Annotated in this window: 27 protein-coding genes, 1 tRNA gene and 1 pseudogene; 16 read left to right on the top strand and 13 right to left on the bottom strand. The window is 47.2% G+C overall.

Features of this window, described 5'->3' with window-relative positions; translation table 11 throughout:
• Positions 1-14: 14 nt before the first annotated feature.
• The 3 genes from QMA35_RS02705 (at position 15) to QMA35_RS02715 (ending at position 2,569) form a co-directional block, all read left to right on the top strand.
• Complete coding sequence (locus QMA35_RS02705; RefSeq protein ID WP_281645594.1) at positions 15-848, top strand: sulfurtransferase; 834 nt, start codon at positions 15-17, stop codon at positions 846-848.
• 71 nt (positions 849-919) lie between these two features.
• Positions 920-1,957 carry a hypothetical protein gene (locus tag QMA35_RS02710; protein WP_281645595.1) on the top strand — a complete coding sequence of 346 codons (1,038 nt, stop codon included), beginning with the start codon at positions 920-922 and terminating at the stop codon, positions 1,955-1,957.
• 123 nt (positions 1,958-2,080) lie between these two features.
• Positions 2,081-2,569 (top strand): YbjN domain-containing protein, encoded by a 489-nt coding sequence (locus tag QMA35_RS02715; RefSeq protein WP_281645596.1) that lies wholly within the window; start codon positions 2,081-2,083, stop codon positions 2,567-2,569.
• Here QMA35_RS02715 and QMA35_RS02720 read toward each other — a convergent pair.
• Positions 2,558-2,821, bottom strand: a complete 264-nt coding sequence (locus QMA35_RS02720; protein ID WP_281645597.1) for an ACT domain-containing protein — start codon at positions 2,819-2,821, stop codon at positions 2,558-2,560. The two genes, QMA35_RS02715 and QMA35_RS02720, sit on opposite strands and share 12 nt — an antisense overlap.
• Before the next feature lie 442 nt (positions 2,822-3,263).
• Between QMA35_RS02720 and QMA35_RS02725 the strand changes: the two genes are divergently transcribed.
• The gene (locus tag QMA35_RS02725; protein WP_281645598.1) at positions 3,264-4,625 is read left to right on the top strand and encodes a 3-deoxy-7-phosphoheptulonate synthase class II; all 1,362 of its coding nucleotides are present in this window, start codon (positions 3,264-3,266) and stop codon (positions 4,623-4,625) included.
• Positions 4,626-4,765: 140 nt separating this feature from the next.
• Positions 4,766-4,842, top strand: a tRNA-Pro gene (locus QMA35_RS02730).
• A 35-nt stretch (positions 4,843-4,877) separates the two neighbouring features.
• On the opposite strand, the gene QMA35_RS02735 is transcribed toward QMA35_RS02730, so the two are convergent.
• Positions 4,878-5,750 (bottom strand): hypothetical protein, encoded by an 873-nt coding sequence (locus QMA35_RS02735; RefSeq protein WP_281645599.1) that lies wholly within the window; start codon positions 5,748-5,750, stop codon positions 4,878-4,880.
• 257 nt (positions 5,751-6,007) lie between these two features.
• Here QMA35_RS02735 and QMA35_RS02740 point away from each other — a divergent pair, with 257 nt between their 5' ends.
• Both QMA35_RS02740 and QMA35_RS02745 read left to right on the top strand, forming a co-directional pair.
• Entirely contained in the window at positions 6,008-6,508 is a 501-nt protein-coding gene (locus tag QMA35_RS02740; RefSeq protein ID WP_281645600.1) for an NYN domain-containing protein, read from the top strand.
• Between the two features lie 101 nt (positions 6,509-6,609).
• Complete coding sequence (locus QMA35_RS02745) at positions 6,610-7,227, top strand: hypothetical protein (protein WP_281645601.1); 618 nt, start codon at positions 6,610-6,612, stop codon at positions 7,225-7,227.
• A 71-nt stretch (positions 7,228-7,298) separates the two neighbouring features.
• Here QMA35_RS02745 and QMA35_RS02750 read toward each other — a convergent pair whose 3' ends face one another.
• The 4 genes and pseudogenes from QMA35_RS02750 to QMA35_RS02765 form a co-directional block, all read right to left on the bottom strand.
• The gene (locus QMA35_RS02750) at positions 7,299-7,421 is read right to left on the bottom strand and encodes a hypothetical protein (RefSeq protein WP_348650923.1); all 123 of its coding nucleotides are present in this window, start codon (positions 7,419-7,421) and stop codon (positions 7,299-7,301) included.
• Positions 7,418-7,558, bottom strand: a complete 141-nt coding sequence (locus QMA35_RS02755) for a hypothetical protein (protein ID WP_281645602.1) — start codon at positions 7,556-7,558, stop codon at positions 7,418-7,420. The genes QMA35_RS02750 and QMA35_RS02755 overlap by 4 nt, the downstream gene beginning before the upstream one ends.
• A 48-nt stretch (positions 7,559-7,606) precedes the next feature.
• Positions 7,607-7,717, bottom strand: a pseudogene (locus QMA35_RS02760) (hypothetical protein); the annotation flags it as partial.
• A gap of 34 nt (positions 7,718-7,751) precedes the next feature.
• Positions 7,752-7,913, bottom strand: coding sequence for a hypothetical protein (locus QMA35_RS02765; protein WP_281645603.1), 162 nt, complete (start codon positions 7,911-7,913; stop codon positions 7,752-7,754).
• Between QMA35_RS02765 and QMA35_RS02770 the strand changes: the two genes are divergently transcribed.
• Positions 7,912-8,073, top strand: coding sequence for a hypothetical protein (locus QMA35_RS02770; RefSeq protein WP_281645604.1), 162 nt, complete (start codon positions 7,912-7,914; stop codon positions 8,071-8,073). The two genes, QMA35_RS02765 and QMA35_RS02770, sit on opposite strands and share 2 nt — an antisense overlap.
• 94 nt (positions 8,074-8,167) lie before the next feature.
• On the opposite strand, the gene QMA35_RS02775 is transcribed toward QMA35_RS02770, so the two are convergent.
• The 5 genes from QMA35_RS02775 to QMA35_RS02795 form a co-directional block, all read right to left on the bottom strand.
• Positions 8,168-9,115 (bottom strand): biotin-dependent carboxyltransferase family protein, encoded by a 948-nt coding sequence (locus tag QMA35_RS02775; RefSeq protein WP_281645605.1) that lies wholly within the window; start codon positions 9,113-9,115, stop codon positions 8,168-8,170.
• Positions 9,116-9,814: a 5-oxoprolinase subunit PxpB gene (gene pxpB, locus QMA35_RS02780; protein ID WP_281645606.1), complete on the bottom strand. Its 699-nt coding sequence runs from the start codon at positions 9,812-9,814 to the stop codon at positions 9,116-9,118.
• The gene (locus QMA35_RS02785; RefSeq protein WP_281645607.1) at positions 9,811-10,563 is read right to left on the bottom strand and encodes a 5-oxoprolinase subunit PxpA; all 753 of its coding nucleotides are present in this window, start codon (positions 10,561-10,563) and stop codon (positions 9,811-9,813) included. Before QMA35_RS02785 ends, pxpB begins: the two co-directional genes overlap by 4 nt.
• Before the next feature lie 112 nt (positions 10,564-10,675).
• The gene (locus QMA35_RS02790; RefSeq protein ID WP_281645608.1) at positions 10,676-11,593 is read right to left on the bottom strand and encodes a tetratricopeptide repeat protein; all 918 of its coding nucleotides are present in this window, start codon (positions 11,591-11,593) and stop codon (positions 10,676-10,678) included.
• 241 nt (positions 11,594-11,834) lie between these two features.
• Complete coding sequence (locus tag QMA35_RS02795; RefSeq protein ID WP_281645609.1) at positions 11,835-12,038, bottom strand: hypothetical protein; 204 nt, start codon at positions 12,036-12,038, stop codon at positions 11,835-11,837.
• 448 nt (positions 12,039-12,486) lie between these two features.
• Here QMA35_RS02795 and QMA35_RS02800 point away from each other — a divergent pair, with 448 nt between their 5' ends.
• Complete coding sequence (locus tag QMA35_RS02800; protein ID WP_281645610.1) at positions 12,487-13,653, top strand: DsbA family protein; 1,167 nt, start codon at positions 12,487-12,489, stop codon at positions 13,651-13,653.
• An 86-nt stretch (positions 13,654-13,739) separates the two neighbouring features.
• Entirely contained in the window at positions 13,740-14,321 is a 582-nt protein-coding gene (locus tag QMA35_RS02805) for a lysophospholipid acyltransferase family protein (RefSeq protein ID WP_281645611.1), read from the top strand.
• A gap of 49 nt (positions 14,322-14,370) precedes the next feature.
• On the opposite strand, the gene QMA35_RS02810 is transcribed toward QMA35_RS02805, so the two are convergent.
• Positions 14,371-14,934: a peptidylprolyl isomerase gene (locus QMA35_RS02810; protein ID WP_348650924.1), complete on the bottom strand. Its 564-nt coding sequence runs from the start codon at positions 14,932-14,934 to the stop codon at positions 14,371-14,373.
• A 71-nt stretch (positions 14,935-15,005) separates the two neighbouring features.
• Positions 15,006-15,902 (bottom strand): S1-like domain-containing RNA-binding protein, encoded by an 897-nt coding sequence (locus QMA35_RS02815; protein ID WP_281645612.1) that lies wholly within the window; start codon positions 15,900-15,902, stop codon positions 15,006-15,008.
• A gap of 57 nt (positions 15,903-15,959) precedes the next feature.
• On the opposite strand from QMA35_RS02815, the gene QMA35_RS02820 reads away from it, so the two are divergent.
• From QMA35_RS02820 to QMA35_RS02845, 6 genes are all read left to right on the top strand, one after another.
• A complete protein-coding gene (locus QMA35_RS02820) occupies positions 15,960-16,304 on the top strand; it encodes a hypothetical protein (RefSeq protein ID WP_281645613.1) in 345 nt (114 codons plus the stop codon).
• Positions 16,305-16,516: 212 nt separating this feature from the next.
• Entirely contained in the window at positions 16,517-16,813 is a 297-nt protein-coding gene (locus QMA35_RS02825) for a hypothetical protein (RefSeq protein ID WP_281645614.1), read from the top strand.
• 107 nt (positions 16,814-16,920) lie between these two features.
• A complete protein-coding gene (locus QMA35_RS02830) occupies positions 16,921-17,388 on the top strand; it encodes a GspH/FimT family pseudopilin (RefSeq protein ID WP_281645615.1) in 468 nt (155 codons plus the stop codon).
• Positions 17,389-17,390: 2 nt separating this feature from the next.
• Positions 17,391-17,786 (top strand): type IV pilus modification protein PilV, encoded by a 396-nt coding sequence (gene pilV, locus QMA35_RS02835; RefSeq protein WP_281645616.1) that lies wholly within the window; start codon positions 17,391-17,393, stop codon positions 17,784-17,786.
• Entirely contained in the window at positions 17,783-18,631 is an 849-nt protein-coding gene (locus QMA35_RS02840) for a prepilin-type N-terminal cleavage/methylation domain-containing protein (RefSeq protein WP_281645617.1), read from the top strand. Before pilV ends, QMA35_RS02840 begins: the two co-directional genes overlap by 4 nt.
• Positions 18,570-19,106 (top strand): PilX N-terminal domain-containing pilus assembly protein, encoded by a 537-nt coding sequence (locus QMA35_RS02845; RefSeq protein WP_281645618.1) that lies wholly within the window; start codon positions 18,570-18,572, stop codon positions 19,104-19,106. Before QMA35_RS02840 ends, QMA35_RS02845 begins: the two co-directional genes overlap by 62 nt.
• Position 19,107: the final 1 nt, after the last annotated feature.

Here is a 19,107-nt window from a genome sequence, read left to right on the forward strand (position 1 = left end):
TCCTTGAGGTGAATATGTCTGTGTTGATTAATGCGGCAATGCTGGCTGAATGGAGCAACAAGCCGGAACTTGTTGTCTTTGATGTCCGCTACAGCCTTCAGGATTCAGAAGCAGGGCTGCGAATGTACGAGCAGGGGCATGTTCCCGGTGCGCAATACGCTAGCATTTGTAAAGACCTCTCCGGAGAAATTATTCCCGGTAAAACCGGTCGGCACCCCCTGCCAGACAGTGAAACATTTGTTGGCCGCATGCAGCAATGGGGTCTGAATCAAAACAGTTGTGTAGTACTTTACGATGATGGCAGCCATTTTATGGTGCCTCGTATGTGGTGGATGCTCTCTGTCTGGTTTGGTCTTTCTGATATTTATATTCTTCATGGCGGTATTCGAGCCTGGGAGAATGCCGGCTATTCCCTGAGCACAGATATTCCAGCTGTTAGGGCGACGGATTTCTCTCCAGAAGCTAATAATGATGTTCTTGTTCAGATTGATGACATTCTTCCTTTTGTTGAAGAGGGCGGCGTATTAGCTGATGCTCGTGCCTTGGAACGTTTTGTCGGAGATGTAGAACCGCTGGATAGCATTGCCGGTCATATTCCCGGAGCTGTTTGCCAACCTTATTCCGAAACCGTAGGTAGTAACGGTTATTTCCTTGAGTCGGAGGCGCTCAAGGGGCTGTTTTCTGCGTGGCGGGGGCGGGATGTTGTTTGCTACTGTGGTTCAGGAGTCTCCGCCTGTCAGAATATTCTGGCAATGACTTTAGCGGGAATGCCGCAGCCTCGTTTGTACGCTGGTTCATGGAGTGAGTGGATTGCTGATGCCTCACGACCGGTAGCAACCAAGTCATAACGGTCAATGGCTGTTGCCAGATAACTCATAATAATAACAATAAAAACAGGCCATCATGGCAGAGGCCCCCTGTGGTAATCATCTCCAAGTTCATACAGCTCTATAAGGCTGCTTTTGTGTTCTCGGCGCTACTGGTTCTGGCTGGTTGCGCAAATCAGACTGTTCCCGAGCATATCGGTCGTACACCAGCCATGCTTTGGCAAACCCATATTCAGGATGGGTTGTCTGGCCCAGTGCAGGAAACCATGACTACGGGAACAATGACTATTGCCAGCCTGGATGGTGACCGTTCTCTTCTTCCTTCCGAAGTTCACCGCTACAGTCCTGAAGGTATTCGTACACTTTTCTCTCAAAAGGGCTCACAGGGTGAACAGATTAAGAAGACTGTCTTAAAGGGTTCTGTTCCAATCAGAAAAGCTGAGTGGAAAAATGGTACGCAAATGCTCAAACAGTCCTTTCGTTATAGCCCCGATGGCGATCTGACAGCCATTGAACCACCTGTGGTAGAAGATGCCAGCGGCGCCTGGATTGGCCCCGGAAGCCTTAGCTACGCCACAGGTACGGCACTGGATGGCAGGCAGGCTGACTTTTTTTATGGTGGTGATTTTCGGATGATTCCTGGCAGTCGGCGCCAGGCTGGCAGCCCCTGTTGGTCGGTAGGGTATCTGGACAATAAAGTATTGTTGAAAGCATGCGACGATTCTCGTATGCGGGTGCAGATATTTGATACAGCGAATCGACTGATTGAACAGCGTGAAATTGAAGGTGTACCGAAAACTTTATCAGATAAAACCCTGCTTGAGAGCGAACTTGTCTGGGGGGAGTGGTGGCAGAGAAATACAAACGGGAGGGTAAGCGTCTACACCCGAAAAGAGGGCGAGGAGTCAATCAGTACAGTTTATAGTTATCAGAATGGGGAACTATTAAAAGAGCGGAAAGAGAAATCTGTTAATGGTCGTATAGAAGAAGTTACCGAAAAACAATTTTCCGATTATCAGTTGGATGATCATGGCAATTGGACTGAGCGAAAGGTGAAAGTTCTGAGTGGCAAGACTTCCCTATCTCTTAAGCGTCAGGAAGAGTGGAAACGACGTTTAAGCTATTACTGACAGGCAATATTGCCGGTTCACCCTATAGCGATAATATCGTATAAGTGTGCTGATCCTACTATCGCTATTAATAGCTGTTTCCAGTAAAGTTCCGATTTTGCTGCTTTTTCGAGATTTCCTGCTATGCACGATTTGCTGATACCGGATGTTGCCTTGCTTGAGACATGGTTGACGGAAACCGGCTATGAATCTTATATCTGCGATCAGTGCAGCGGCCTGCATGTTTCCGCATTGCAGAGCATGGATGGAATACTCGACAGTCGTCTGTTTATTGAGCCGTGGGGCATTATGTTTACCACAGAACTGGATATTCGTAATGCGGCGGTGCTGGCTGTATCTGCTGATCTTATGCGGCTAAATATGTCTTACCCCGCTCTTAAGCTGTTCCTCAATACGCCTGATGATGCTTCGCCCATGCTGGTGGCCTCGGCATCCATCCTCACTACTCAGGGAATGACTGTTCCTCAGTTTAACGAGTACTTCGCTGTCACCCTGGAAACTGTGCGCCAACTGCTGCAGGATTGTCAGCAGTCGCAATATCTGTTCCAGGGAGAGGATGAGCGGATGATGTTTCCTGAGCCTGAAGACGGTGTGAAGCCATCACTGCATTGATGGCCTGCGCTCAGGGCTTTTCCGGCAAGGTGTCAGTGAGCGAATATCGCTCTCCTGCAACAGAGAAATAATCAGGGTGTTCTGGCTGTCTCCACCAGAAACATGCAGATCAATGTTGTACTGGTTGCGCTTTGTGCACAGGGACGCAGTAAAGTTATCGACGTCAAACCCGCCGCTGCGACTGTTGTTCAGAACCCGTTCAAGACATCCGGGAGTATTGGAAGCGATCAGCTTAAGCCGGTACTGGTTCATTGGTACATCTCCTGCCTGAAATTCCATTAAGTCGTTGTTAAACCGTATATAAAAAAGCCCCCGGACCTTTCGGTGCGGGGGCTTTTTTGGTTTCTGTTTTCTTTAGACTGCAACCAACCCCCGGCGAATGATCATAATAATCATACCGGACATACCTTTTTTACCGTTTAGGCTAGAGGTGTGGGTGGAAAGGGTCATTGCTTTAGAAACCTGCAATATGTTCGATTTCAGTGAATAGTATGCCGCAATCAGGGATTTCACAAGAGTAATAGGTATTTTGTTAGGTATTTTAACTGAACTTGTTAGTTATAAACCCATGCTGCCTTTACTGATTGTTATCAAATGGTAAGGTAACGTCACGTCACTACACTTCTCTACAGTAGTTAAGAAACTGCAGTTGTTGACTGTGGCAGAATTTTTATATTTGCGGGAGTATTTGCCAATGTCCCTGTGGACACCTGATAGCTGGAAAAAACATACAGCTCTGCAGATGCCTGAGTACCCTGATGCGGCAAAGTTGCAGCAAGTGGAAGAACGTTTAAGTCAGCAGCCACCGCTAGTGTTTGCCGGTGAGGTTCGGGCGCTGACTGACCACTTGGCCAGTGTTTCTGAAGGAAAATCTTTTTTGCTCCAGGGTGGAGACTGTGCTGAGAGCTTTGCCGAGTTTAGTGCGGTAAATATTCGAGACACCTTTAAAGTTCTTATGCAGATGGCGGTAGTGCTCACTTTCGGAGCCGGCTGCCCAATCGTGAAAGTGGGTCGTCTGGCGGGACAGTTTGCCAAGCCCCGTTCAAAGCCCACCGAAACCCGTGATGGCGTTGAATTGCCCACTTATCGCGGTGACATCGTTAACAGTAATGAATTTACCGAATCTGCCCGTATCCCCGACCCTGAACGCATGATGGCGGTTTATCATCAGGCGGCGTCTACCCTGAACCTTCTCAGAGCGTTTGCCCAAGGGGGGCTGGCTTCACTTGAGCAGGTTCATGCCTGGAATCTGGATTTCATCAATGCCACCCCAGAAGCTGTGCACTACCAGCAAATGGCTGAGCGTATTGATGAAACCCTGGCCTTTATGCGTGCCTGTGGTATTACCGGAGAAAACAGCGCCGCTATTCGGGAAACCAGTTTCTACACCTCCCATGAAGCTTTGCTTCTACCTTATGAACAGGCCTTGACCCGTAAAGACAGCTTGACGGGAAATTGGTACGACTGCTCAGCCCATATGCTTTGGATTGGTGATCGTACTCGTCAGCCGGAGGGTGCCCACGTGGAGTTTATGCGTGGCATTAACAACCCTGTTGGCATTAAGGCTGGCCCAAGCCTGCCTCCTGATGAGCTTATTCGCTTGCTTGACCTGATTAATCCGGAAAACAAAGCCGGTCGCACCACTGTCATTGTGCGTATGGGGGCGGATCAGGTTGAAAATGGCCTGCCAGCCCTGATTCGGGCTGTTGAGAAAGAAGGGCGCAAGGTGGTGTGGAGCTGTGATCCCATGCACGGGAATACTATTACTGCCGGTGACTACAAGACCCGTGATGTAAGTTCTGTCCTAAAAGAAGTACGCCAATTCTTCTCCGTGCATCGTGCAGAAGGAACATACGCAGGTGGTGTTCACTTTGAGATGACTGGCCAGAACGTGACCGAATGCATTGGTGGCGCCCATCGGGTGACAGAAGAGACTCTGAAGGATCGTTATCGTACCCATTGTGACCCTCGGATGAATGCTAACCAGTCTCTGGAAATGGCGTTCCTGATTGCAGACACCCTGAAAGAGTGCCGTAAAGACTTGCGGGGTGAGTGATGCCGGGTTAGGTTGCCTGTGACGTTGTCCGGGCAACCTGTACCAGAGAACGGCTGGGTTCGGTCTTCTTTTTCCTCTGCAAATTTGGTAGTTGCTACCTTGAAAAACACAGAACTGATTTGTAATATCCACACCAGTGTCGGCGAGTAGCGCAGTCTGGTAGCGCACATCATTCGGGTTGATGGGGTCGGAGGTTCAAATCCTCTTTCGCCGACCAGATTGAAACCGCGATTATCTTTTTCTTTTACAGAGTCAAGACATCGCTGCTTTTCTGCAGTTTACCCAGCCGCATTTCTTTTTGAATTCGCCTTCTTTCTTCTGTATTAGTTTCTTAGCCCTGATACTTGCTTTGTTAAATTCCTCTTTGGTTAAGAGGGTTATACTAAAAAATAGTGTTTCGCTTTTTCTCATTTCTTTTATCTGATTCGACAGGCGTTGTTGAAATATCTTGTGCCTTTTAAAAGCTTCCTTTGAATTTTTGCATATGAGGCAGTCTGTTTCTATTGCTAAAACAGCTGCTGTTGGCAACGATAGACCGCTTTGGAGAGCTATGTTGATTAACACATCAGTTGCCAGCACCTTTGGTGCGTAGATATAAGTTTCCGCAGGTGGTGATTTTTTATGTGGAGTGCGATATAGGTGGTGTGTATAGAGGTGATCAGGCTCCGGATAATCAATATCAATCATAAGGACCGAGTCCTGAAAGCGCCGTGCTGCATCTATAGCAACCTTCTTTGAATGGGTATAAACAATTTCCGATTCGTTATTGCCTGGAAAAAAAGCTTTCAAGTTTTCTGGTGTTGTATTGACAAATGTTGGCCAGACATACAGCTGGTTATTATGCTCATGCCAGACAACAGCAACATCCACCGAGGAGCCGTCTAAAAGGGGAAATCTCATAACCGGGGAGGCGTTTGTACCTTTAAGGTTTTCAATATCGACACCGTATAGAAAACTGCGAGACTCAGGGTCTGGATAAACACCGGCTTTCATAAGGTATCTGAGGGGGAGTTCTTTTGGTGTTTTGGTCTGGTCTGGGTCGTCGGCGGAAAGCGAGCCGCTTAACAAGCCGAGAGCGAAACCTGCAAGACTTAATGCAAGGCAATATCTGGCGTTGAACTTCATAGCCCCAATCTCCAGAACGAATCTATAAAAGAGGAGTCTTATAGTCCATATTAAAGGGACTCAAGGATAGCCGTTACAAAAATCTACTTAAGCTATGTCAACAGAAATAATCTGGAGGTTACTGGTTGAGTGGAGTCGAAAAATGCCAAATGTTCACTTTTAATTCTTCAGATCAGCTATTCATTTAGGTAACAATGCGGGATAGAACTCTTGGAAGATAGTCTCTTATCGCTGAACAGAACAGGTAATGGCTCGGAATGACAAATCCAGTTAATGGGGAAGAGCGAGTTATTCTGCTGGTGGATGTACAGAATATTTATTACACCACCCGTCAGATTCACCGCTGTAATTTTGATTTTAATGCCTTCTGGGCCAAAGCTACTGCCGGTCGCAAAGTGGTGAAAGCGATTGCGTATGCCATCGATCGTGGTGATGAAAAGCAGCGCCAGTTTCAGAATATTCTCCGAGCCATCGGTTTTGAGGTGAAGCTGAAACCGTATATTCAGCGTTCCGATGGCTCCGCAAAAGGTGATTGGGATGTGGGTATCACGATTGATGCTATGGAGTATGCCGACAAGGTAGATACTGTGGTACTGGCTTCCGGCGATGGGGATTTTGATCTTCTGGCTGCCCGTTTGCGGGAAAAGTTTTGGGTGCATGTTGATGTGTATGGGGTCAGAGAGCTTACTGCCACGTCTTTAATGTGTGCCGCTACGCGGTTTATTCCTATAGAAGGCGATCTTCTGCTCAACCGGTAATAGCTGGATTGTAGTGGAGTCCAGTCCAGTCCAGTCCAGTGGTTGGGATTCTGTTCAACTTCTATAGTGGGGGCTTGCAATTCACCCTTGAGGTGGTCGTTGTGAGACTCCCCCACACTGTTTCTCCTCCTTTATTTGCTCTTGGTTTTTTGTCGACTATCGCAATGGCAGAGTATGTAGATTGCTACGGCAGTTTAACGGATCAACTCTGTTTTCGTGTCTGCGAGCACTCTGTCTGGAAGTTGGCAGATAAAAGCCTGAAGATTCATTCCGGCGTGATTTACGAGAGCAATGAAAGCTCTTTTCTGGCTGAGGATCACAATTCTCTCGGCCCAAAAGTTACCGTGACACTCCAGAATAAGTCTTCCGGTGAAACTTGCTCGATGATACTCCAGAAACACAGTCGCTTCTGGCCAAAGTTATCCAAACCTGTATCTGTTATCGATAACACCTGCAGCCAATATGGCGCGAAAAGTGAGGCGACACTGGATATCTGTTTAACCGCTTCATTGATGTTCCTGTTCTCGGAAGTTGAGCGTTTTGATACTCGCACTGATGGTCGCGGTTTGTGCCTGCGGGATGGTTTTTATGTGCCGGGCTTTGAGGATGGAACCGGTTCAGGAATTGTGACCTTTAATCCAGAAGATGGGCAGTGTCCTGATCCTGAAGAGGAAAAGGTGAAAACCATTGATATGCACAGAAGCCGGGAGGCGCTTTAACTCGCACCCTTCTGGCTGCATAGATCAGAAGGGCGCTATTGGATTAAAGGTTTTAAAATAAGGTGGTGTTATCAGGTACCGATAACACCACCATCGGCCAGAGTGGCACCGGAGCGATCTCCAGCAAGCAGGAACATTTCCCAGTTAAAAGTTGTTGCTGTTGGATCGGCATCCGCTTCATTGAAACGAATTATCTGCCCGTGACGGTTATCTTCCCGGGAGTTGGCAGTGTTGGTTGGCTTTTACCACGGTGTTTGTTGTTGGTCAGGGTCACAAATACTTCACGGGTTGTAGGATGAACGGCCATCCACCCTGACCGAATCAGTGGCATCCACTCACCTTTGCCATTTTCATGGAAGGCCGCTGTATAGAGAGTACCGTTATCAAGGAGCTCTGAATTGGCAGCCTTATTATTTGGTTGGTAAGGCTTGTCGGCGACAAACTTGTAAACATATTCGCCACGGGTGCCATCGCCAAAGCAGCAGCTCAGACGGCTTTCGTCGTCTAAGGAGGGAGTGGCTTATTCACGTAACCGCCATTGGCCATGCTTTCAGCGCCACCCGAAGGGCAATGCTGAGTTCGATGCCTAATTGAGAACGCCCCCTAACGTTGGAGACATCCAGCCCGCCGGTTTCAGAAGAGCCATCAATATTTTTGTCAGCATTCATGGCAATGCGGAATGCCATGGTTATTCCTCGGGAGTGTCTTTACCAGCCTTGGGGCAGAGGTGGTGCAACGGGATATCAGGTTGCCAGTGCGTTTCTTATGAATCCTGCAACTTTCAAGCGCAAGTTAAAAAAACACCGCACCAGTTTTCAGGTTTTGCAGGATGATGCCCGAAAATGAATGGTCGCTTATCTATTTACCTATAAAGGCTTTGGTTATGAGCCGGTGGCGAAATATTTGAACTATCGGGGTCTCAATAACTTCCGCCGTTCGTTCAAGCGCTGGACCGGCATGGCGCCTCGGTTTTTTTTGCAAAATAACGCTCAAACCTGATCCACTCTTTGGTTGCTTGCTCTCTGGTGACAGATTCAAAGTTGAGGTCGGTGCCTGCTCTGCACTGAGCCAGTAAGCTAATAGACCTCCGAGTCAGGCAGCCGATCTTCGGGTAGCCACCGATGGTTTGCCGATCACGCATCAGAATAACTGGCTGGCCACTCGCTGGTATTTGTATAGCACCACAGGCTATGCCTTCTGATGGCTGATCCGGGATCGAGTGATTCAGTCGCGGCCCTTCAAGTTGACACCCCATACGGTTTGATTGCTTGGAAACTGTGAAAGTTTGGTTGAAGAATTTCGCTCTTAAATCGTGAGAAAACAAAGAGTTCTGATAGCACTCAATTGCAGTAAGGGGCTGTATGCGGGTGTAATCAGGAATAAACCGGAAAGGTGTCATTAGGCCAATGTCTGACTGGTAGCAATGTTCTGCCCGGACTTCCAGAGTTTCTCCATCCTCCAGTTTTTTGCCAATGTTGTTGCGCATAACTGTGGAGCAACTTCCAAGTTGTGCTTTCGCCATAAAGCCAGCAATGACTGCCAGGTAGGCATAATTTCCTGACCGGGCAGCCTGAAAAGTCAGTCTGTCGTTGGGTTGAAGTTGATGGGTCGACCAGTTGTGAATGGGAGTGCCATTAATCTCTGCAGACATATCTGCCCCAGTAATGGCGATGGTCATTTGGGTTTCGGCAATAAACTCTGCCATTCCGAGAGCAATTTCCAGCACGGGTGCATTAACTGGGTTCTGGAGAAGGTGGTTCGCCCATCGGCTGGCATGTTCATCGGCAGCCCCTCCCTGACTCAGACCATGATGTCCAACCCCATAGCGGCCAGTATCTTGAATCAGGCTTTGGAATCCTGCTTTTATAATTTTCAGACCGTGCGCCATTTACTGATTTTCCTGCTGGATTTGACCATCCATTGCCAGAAATTCACTTTTTGATATCGGGTGAAAACGAACTTTGTCGCCTACCTGAAAAGGTGTCATTGGCTCTTTATCTGGATCAAATAATGACAGAGGGCAGTTGCCAATAATCTGCCAGCCTCCGGGGGAATCCTGCGGATAAACGGCTGTTTGTAATCCCGCAATACCAACACTGCCCCGTGAAACCTTGGCTTTTGGGTGATCGTGACGTGGAAGCTCAATTCGGGAATCGACACTGCCCAGAAATGCAAAACCGGGAGCAAAGCCAATGGCGCAAACTCGGTATTCTTTATTGCTATGGATGGAGATGAACTCTTCCACAGAAAGATGACTGTGTTGGGCTGCAGCTTTCAAATCTGGAGCTACATCGGAGTGATACCAGGTTGGCAGTTCAATCAACTTTCCAACGCTGTAGTCCGGTTCTGTATCAAGAGTGTCTGCAATAGCTCTTATGTCTTTCGACAAGGTCGGCAAGTCGATTCGCAATATATCAAACTGGATAAAAATAGAGGTGTAAGAAGGGATGACCTCTATGAGTTTATCGCCAAGTTCATTTTTCAGTTGCTGGCTGATAACGCCTATAAAAACAGAAAGTTCGGCTTGAATGGAGTCAGCAAAATAAATGATCAGAGTGTTTTCCGATACCGCTTCAATACGGATCATAACTGCAGACTTTTCTTTATGGCGTGTATAACAGCAACCGCTTCAGGGTTGTCACCATGAACACAGAGAGTGTCGGCTTGAAGAGGGAGTAACTCTCCCTGAATGGTTGTAACTGATCCTTGTTGTACAATCTGCTGAGCCTGCTTGCAGATAGCTTCCGGATTATGGTGAACTGCTCCCTTCTGAGTGCGTGGCACGAGTTGACCTGAGTTGTTATAAACGCGATCTGCAAAAGCTTCCTGGATCACTTTTACATTATGCTGTTCTGCCAGTTTTAAATAGTGGCTATTATTGGCCGTTGCCTGAATAACAAGAGCAGGTGCTTCAGGAAGAAAAGCACAGCACTGAAGTAGAGCAAGAAACACGTCTTCTTTAGCCATCATGTCGTGATAAAGAGCACCATGGGGTTTGATGTAGCTTATACCGGTTTTGGCCTGAGCACAGAGAGCATTGAGTGCTCCTGCCTGATAAAGAGTCAGGCGAATAATTTGTTCCGGGGAATGAGGTATAGCCCGGCGACCAAATCCTTCTTTATCGGCATATCCAGGATGAGCACCTATCTGAACATTGTGCTCAACCGCCAGTGCCACTGTTCTGGCCATGGTGTCCGGATCAGATGCATGGAAACCGCAGGCAATATTGGCCATATCAATCACAGGCATAACCAGCTCATCACTGCCCATAACCCATGGCCCAAAGCTTTCGCCCATATCGCAGTTCAGCAGGAGTGTCTTGGCGGGAGTCGTCACAATATTCCCTAACAGAATTGGAAAGTAATTATGGAAGGATTTTGTGGGATTGGCAGAAAATGAGCAAGAGCCACCCTGAAGTGACTCTTAGCGTATGAAGTAGAGCTTGTGATTAAACGCCGTGACTGCGGTGCTGGCGCTGAATGGTATCGATAATCGCTTTGGCGCTGTCTTGAGCTTCACGGAACTCTTCTTTAGAAAGCTGGGCTGTTATTTTGTGCAGGGGCTCCATAGCCGCTGAAAAACCACCGGCCAGTGCAACTGTCAGCCAAGCGGCAGATTGTTGCAGGTCCTGATTGTCTTCACTGTAGCGGGCATGAAGAACACCCAACAGGAACTGGGCTTGAGGATTGCCCTGGAAGGCAGCCTGACGTGACCAGTCCATGGCCATATTGGGGTCAACTTCTGTGCCCAGACCTTTGGCATAAGAAAGGCCAAGAATCAGCTGGGATTTAATGTGGCCCTGCTCACCGGCTTTGGTGAACCATGTAAGGGCTTCTTTGGAGCTTGGTTCTACCAGATCACCGCCAGAACGGTACATTTGGCCCATCAGGTATTGGGATTCTGCTAAACCGTTGTCGGCTGCAGTGCGGGTCCATTTCAGTGCGGTTTTGTAGTCCTGCTCCACCCCTTCGCCATGGGCATACATCAGGGCCAGGTTGTGCTGGGCGTGGATATGATCCTGTTCAGCGGCTTTCTTATACCATTTCACCGCGGCGGGGTTATTTTCCGCTGTGCCTTGTCCCATATCTAACATGACTGCGAGATTGTATTGGGAGTCAGCGTGGCCATCTGTGGCCGCCTGACGGAACCAGTCCAGAGCCTTGGTCTCGTTTTTCCTTGTTCCCAGCCCCTGACTGTTCATCTGACCCATAAGCCATGCCGCTTCAGTATTGCCATCTTTGGCAGCAGAACGGCACTGGATAAGGGCGTCCGTGTGGGAATTACTTTCAAACAGCGATAAACATTGCTGGTTGCCAGCTAAAGCCACGCTGGAACTGGTGAGGAGGGCAAGAATCAAGTACTTCATGGTCTACTTCCTTGTGAACGAGAGAACTCTCAGATAAGTAAGACCTTCGGCCGTTATGAAGTCTGCTGAATGATTTTTACAGGGCAAAATGAACTGGAAGTCAGCTTTGCTGGTTCATTGTGTAAAAATGGTTGTGTTGCTGAAGGCTGAGGTCAAAAAACGGGCAGCTAAAAAGCAGTAATCAGTGAGGGTTATAGAAGACTAGGCCGCAAACGAGTTACGGCTTAGTTGTTAAATCAGCTCAGGCATTGCGAACACGATGAGACGAGAGTTTGCGCTTTTTACCCGGCGGGGCTTCTGGTTTTTTCATAATTTGCTCTCTGGGGAGTACTTTATAAATCTTTCGAAAGTACTCAGCTTCAACCCGCACAGGGTCAAGGCTTGGAAGTTTAACTCCAATACGCTGGAGATAAGCGATCATATGACTGATTTTTGGCTTGCTCATAACTGCTCCGAAAGCAGTAGTCCATTACCGAAGCTACATGCCTGCCACTGCTTCAACACGAAGTGAAGATGATTCACTGCAAGTGGCGGGAGTAGACTATTCCCTTTGTGAGCTGTTTTTTTTGACGGGTAGCAACAAAGCCTTCACTCAAAACAGCAATTACATAAAGCATGCGCTGTGCCAATTTTTCTGCAGCCTCAAGGAGGTACCTCTAAATGCAGGAAGGCAGCGCTGTTTTATGAGTTGGGGAGTATCGAACGCTTCTGTTACCAAGCTGTGACAGACGGATGACAAGGTTGTTATTGGTGTGGCTGTAACTTCACAAATGCTACTTTCCGGAACATAAAGGTGACTTTTTATCTCTGGGTAACAGATTAGAGTGTCTTCGGCCACAGATATTGCCGACTATGTCTGGCATTATCAGGAAAAATAAAAACAGGACATGACTGTGTTTCAACTGCGCAAACATATCCAGCCTTATGGCGCATCTTTGTTGTCATCAACAGGGTTTAATAACATTCTTCACACGCTCTATGGTATGCCGCGAACCATGAAAAGAGCGATACCTGTCGTAGAGGTCTTCCTCGATCGAAGTGACCCGTATAGTCAACTTGTTGCACAGGTTCTTTCAGGCCTGCAGCAGCGGTTCAACATTACCCTGAAAATCTGGGAAGTGAACCAGCAAAAAACTGAAATGTTTCCTGAGCTTGAGCTTTGGGATCAGAATGCGGTTAAAGATGCAAAGGCATTAGCGAAATTGTATGGCCTTGAATCCCCTTCGCCCACCCAGATTCCTGAGATCGACACCAGCATCAGTGAAGGTGAAAAGCGAAGAAGTCAGCTTGGGCACTATCTGGCCGCGATGCTCTGGTTTGAAGGTGAGTGGTTCTGGGGGATTGATCGGTTAGATCATCTTGAGCGCAGGTTGCTGGCTGTTGGGTGTCAGAAGAATCCGGCCGAAACAGTGCGTTTCAATCTAACAACGTCTAGAGGTTATAAAGGTTCAGCCAGCGATGTAGTGAATCCTGATCAAACGCTGGTGTTTTATTTCTCTATGAGAAGCCCTTATTCCTATCTTGCCCTTGTGCGAGTGATCGCGCTTACGGATCACTATCAGGTGCCTTTGGATATTCGACCTGTGTTACCCATGGTGATGCGTGGTGTACCGGTACCATCTCAAAAGAAGATGTACATCTTCCGTGATACTTGCCGTGAAGCTAGAAAGCTGGGAATTGATTATGGTCGAGTGGCGGACCCATTAGGTGTTGGTGTTGAAAACTGCTATGCGCTTTTTGATTTTGCCCGAAAGTTGGGGAAAGGAACGGAGCTATTGCTCGCTTATGCCAGAGCTGTGAATGCTTCGGGTGTGCACTCAGACACCGAAAGAGGCTTGCAGTTGATTGTTAATAAAGCAGGGTTGGATTGGAATGAGGCCAAACCCTGGTTGCAAAAAGACGACTGGCGACAGTGGGCTGAAGTTCATCGGCAGGAACTTTATCAGGCGGGTCTTTGGGGGGTGCCAAGCTTTACCTATGGTGAAGGGCGTTCCTGCTGGGGCCAGGACAGACTCTGGCTGATAGAACAGTGGTTTTTAGAGTCTGATAAGGGAATGTAAGCCTCTGTTACCAAAAGTCACAATATTTTGCACGATGCGCATTGTACAATGCGCAACTCTCGATTTGCCTAATAAAGAAATAACGAATGAGACGTACGGTTTTTGATACTCCAGTAGTTCACCACTTCTTCCATTTTGTAAGCTGGATTGGATTGAAACTTGCGGGTTGGAAGGTGGAGGGTGGAATTCCTGAAGCCCGTAAATATGTTTTGATTGCCGCCCCTCACACCAGTAATTGGGATTTTCCGGTAACGCTGGCCGTAGCCTTCCGGTTGAATGTGAAACTGTTTTGGATGGGCAAGGAATCTCTGTTCAAAGGGCCTATGGGGCCAATCATGAGATGGTTGGGTGGAATACCTGTGGATCGCAGCCAGAAAACCGGTTTGGTGCAGCAACTGGTTGATGAATACAACCGCTGTAAGGATCTGGTTGTTACCATCCCGCCCGAAGGAACCCGTGGCAAAACAAGAAAATGGAAGAGCGGATTTTACCATGTGGCTCACGGAGCTGGCGTGCCAATCTATATGGGTTTTCTGGATTTTAAACGCAAGGTGGGCGGCATTAATAATGCCTTTGTTCCAACTGGGGATTTTGAGGAAGATCTGAAAAAGATCCAGGATTTCTATAAGGATGTTGTGGGGAAAAACCCACACCAGTTTGCCTCTTAAGAATATTTCTATACCCCTGCCTGCGTGGCAGGGATATAAATGAAACGCGTTACTTCTTCTCAGCAGCTTTCGCTTTCTTTACCGATACGCTTTTAATAATCACGGATTCCTTCGGAACATCTCCGTGCATACCCCGTTGGCCTGTTCTGACATCGGAAATCTTGTCGACAACATCCATACCGGAAATGACTTTACCAAACACGGCATAGCCTGGTTTGGAATTGCTGCCATCCAGAAAGTTGTTGTCTACCAGATTGATAAAGAACTGACTGGTTGCGCTGTCTGGTACATTTGTGCGCGCCATGGCAATGGTTCCGCGACGATTGCTCAAACCGTTAGTCGATTCATTACTGATGGGGTCGCGAGTCGCTTTCTGACTCATATCCTTGTTGAAACCACCGCCCTGAATCATAAAGCCTTTGATCACACGGTGAAAAATCGTGTCGTTGTAAAAACCACTATTGGTGTAATCAAGAAAGTTTTTAACGGTAATGGGCGCTTTTTCCTGATTCAACGCAATTTCAATTTTTCCCATGCTGGTATCCATAACCACCACAGGGTTGGTGGCTGGCACTGGCGCAGCCTGAACAGTGAAGGAAAGCATTGCCGCCATCAGGACGACACCAAAAGTGCGCAGGTAGAGCATAGAGTTCTCCGTGTATTGTACAGTGAGTTTGTAGAAGGCTAGTCAGCTAACCGGATACCATCTTTTTCTATCACAATCTGGCGGCTTTTATAGAGCCCACCAATAGCCATTTTGAAAACCCGTTTGCTGGTTTTGAAGTACTTGCTGATTTCTTCAGGAGTACTTTTGTCATGAATGGGCAGGAAGCCATCATGCTCTTTCAGTTTTTCAATAATCTGGTCGCTGAAATCCCCTGCTGACTTGTAGCTTTTGGGATTCTGCAGGCACAGGTCGATTTTCTGATCTGGACGAACCCGCTTGATATACCCCTTCAGCTTTTGCCCCATGCGTACAGGCTGGTGAATATCGTTATGGAAAATGACCCCTTGATAGTGATTGTTGATGATCGCCATATAACCGATATCGGTACGATCAGTAATCATCAGGGAAACTTCTTCGCCAGAGTCATAGCTGGGAGGGCGACTGTCCAGGTACTTGTCGATCTTGGAGGAAGCAACAATACGCCAGTTACGATCCTCCTGATAGAGATAAACAACATAGTACTGGCCCTGGCGCATACGCACCTTCTGTTCGCTGAAAGGAACCAGCAACTGTTTTGGCAGTCCCCAGTCCAGAAAAGCGCCAACCTGATTCACTTCTTCCGCTTTCAAGCAGGCAAACTCACCAAGTTTGGCCTTGGGTTTGTCGGTTGTTGCAATAACGTCGTCGTTAGAGTCCAGGTAGATAAAAACATCCAGAAGATCTCCGATTTGACTGCCCTTAGGGACGTAGCGCTTTGGCAGAAGAATGTCGACGTACTGTCCACCTTCCAGGTAAACGCCGAACCCTTTTTCCCTGATGATTTTCAGAGTATTCCAGTGGCCGATTTTTACATGAAGGTTTGAAGCATCGGCATTATCACTGCCGGATACTTCGGAGATGGTGTCATTGGTCATGATAAATATATGCAGGGGAAATTTGGTGGCGATTATACCACCAGTTTACGGAGAGAGATGTCTATCCTTCAGAGTTCTTTTCTTTCGCTGGTGGTGATTTTCATGCCCCACGCTCGCTCTGTTCATGGCTCTCCCATGAAACATATTGTTGTAATGAGCTTCAGTGGGGTTGTCGGGTTAACGGCTCTGTTTGTTGTGGATATGCTGGATCTGTTTTTCCTGAGCCCGTTGGGGGGAAAGCACCTGGCAGCGGCTGTTGGCTATGCCGGAACAATGTTGTTTATTACGTCCTCTCTGGGGATTGGGTTCTCTACCGCCGCGGGAGCCCTGATATCCCGGGCGATGGGGTCACGAGATGGAACGTTGGGGCTGGATTGTTGGGGCGGGTTCGACAGGCTTTGAAGGATGCTTACTGGTTTTCTGTCGTTTATGTGCTGATGGGGTGTCTCTGGTGGTGTTTGCACTGCAAAGTTGGTTGGTGAATATCTTTAATCTTTAGGGTAACGCAGAATCATTATTGCGCTTTTTCTGTACTTATCTCTCTTTCTGTTTTGTTTTCAACGGTTGTTTATTTGTTGCCAACGCATCTTTTAATAATTTGGGAAAGGCGACAATTGGCACAATACCCTTTGTCTGGTTGGGATGGAGCTTACGGAGTCTATCTGGGGCAGGCTGCAGGAGGCATTGTTTTTGCCTTGATGGCCATGATCGTTTCATTTTTTATTGTTAGAAAACTTGAACGTAGAACTATTGAAGTTGAGCTTACATGTATTGCGGGAACGACTCCTGATCCGAAGAACCCCCCCTTGCCCTATGCCTTTAACAGCCTTTCTTCTGAATGTACTCAAATGGCTCAAATGGCGGGTGAAGCTGAGCTGGAGGAGCACGTAAAAGATTTTGAAACGCGATAAATACCGCATGTCGGTTTATGTAACCTTTTGTCCATGACTATTTGACAGTGATCGTGCACTTCCGAAGGATTGTTAAAAATAATAAATTACGCTGTTCGAGGGAATGTATGTTAGTGCGTGATTCGGGATTTACGCTCATTGAAATGATAATAGTTATCGCTATTGTCGGGATTATATCTGTGATGGCCTACCCCAGCATGGATGGTTTTATTCAGCGCAATTCTATTAGCAGTCAGACGAATGAATTAATTTCCCTGCTTCAGTATGCGCGTAGTGAAGCTGTGACAAGAAAGGCTGATGTGCAAGTGTGTGCCAGTACCAATGGCACGAGTTGTAGTGCAACCCCTGCAGACATGAGTGCGGGGATAATAGTCTTGCAAGGAGGGAATGTCATTCAGTCAATCACCGGTATTCGTGATGGAATAAATATCGGAGGATCGACAATTACATTTCAAGGGGATGGCTCAATATCTGGCGGAAGCGTTACCTATAGCGTATCCAAATCCGGGTACAGTGGAGCAGGGTCAACTGCCAGCGTTTGCACTAACGCTTTAGGCCAGTCTCGGGGGTGTTAGCAATGACAACTGTTAAAAAAAATGGATTTACATTAATTGAAGTTCTTGTCGCTCTGGTTGTGCTTTCCATCGGAATACTAGGGATGCTTGGAATGCAGGCTTATAGCCTTCAATCCAACCTCAGTGCTGAACACCGCACCCAAGCTTCTATTATAACAATGGATTTGGTTGAGCGTATGCGGAGTGATGCTGCAAATGCAGCAGACTTCTGTGATACAACACATGCAAATTATGTTCAATGGTTAGGTACTCTGAGAGGAGGAGTGCCAACTGCAAATGCTGTGCTTGATTGCACAGTAAATCCTATGACCATTACTGTTACCTGGACAGAGTCTGATAGTGCTACTCAAGTGAATGGAACCTTGCAAAATAGCTTGGCAATGAGTATTGAATTATGAAAAATCAGATGGGTGCTGTGAAAGGCTTTTCTCTGGTTGAGTTGATGGTTGCGATGACTATCGGATTAATTCTAACACTAGGGATCGCCACTCTGTTTGTGGACAGTATGCAGACTCAAACAGTTGTTAATGAAGCCAGTCGTGTACAGGAAGCAGGAAGAATTATCCTGAAACGAATTCAGGATGACGTGAGGAAAGCAGGTTATCGTGGGTGTAATATCGCTGAAGCTGTAGGTACGAGTGTAACCTCTCTGCGCGCTTTAAATGATGGAATTATTATTCCTGGTGAAGCTGATTTTCTTCCAAATGCTGGAGTCGACGCTGCATCCACGTCATTTTCTGTTTCCTATCTTAGGCCTTTTCCAGACGCCAATAGCTTTGGCGTTACTATGGATGATACGGGGCGTACCGTGACGTTATCAGCGGCTGATCAGGTTTTACCTGCGATTACTCAAGGTACACAGATTGTCATAAGTAATTGTTTAACTCAGGAAATAATCAACACGCCTGCTATTAGTGCGGGTTCTACTTCTTTCACTCTGTCGAATGCCGTAATTGGTGATTATCGTGGGGAATCCAATTTATACACGTTAACTTCTCGGACGTATTACGTAGCTGATTCTGGAAGAGGAAATCGCTCGTTGTTTATGCAGACTCTTTCTCTCAATCCATCGAATGCTGAGGAGCTGGTTGAAAATGTGGCTGCAGGCGGTTTCACTCTGGTTAATCAAAATACAACGGTGGATAGTTATTTGATTAGCCTTCAGGTTGCTGGTTCAGCAGATGATGATGCTGTTTCCAGAGCCTTCAGTAGTGTTGCAACACGACGTAATACTGCTCAGTGAATTCAAGCGATTTAAAGGTGACATGATGTTGGTAAATACTGGCCTTCAACAAAAAGGCGTCGCATTAATAATGTCGATTGTGCTTCTTTTAGTGATAACGGTCGTTGCGATTGGCAGTATCCGTTCAACCACAATGCAAGAACGGATGTCCGCTAATTTTCAGGAAGGAATGAGGTTGTTTCAAGGTAGTGAGAATAAGCTGGGCGCAGCTTATGCTGCAGCCTTGATAGCCGCCGAAGCTCAATCTTCACAAGAAAATATCGCCGCTACAACAGCCAGCGGTATAACAAGTAACGGATCGCTGTCACAGCATTCTATATCATTGGCGTTCGGGCACAGTGAGTTTGTTTATCGAAATTATAATACCAATGTGACGTCCTGGATTGATCATGATAGTGATGGTGTTTTAGATGTAGGTGAAAGCAGTTCATCCCATAGTCAGGGTGTTTCTGTATTAGTGCCGTTAATAGATTAGT

It is taken from the genome of Parendozoicomonas sp. Alg238-R29 (genome assembly GCF_947331445.1).
Taxonomy (GTDB): Bacteria; Pseudomonadota; Gammaproteobacteria; order Pseudomonadales; family Endozoicomonadaceae; genus Sansalvadorimonas.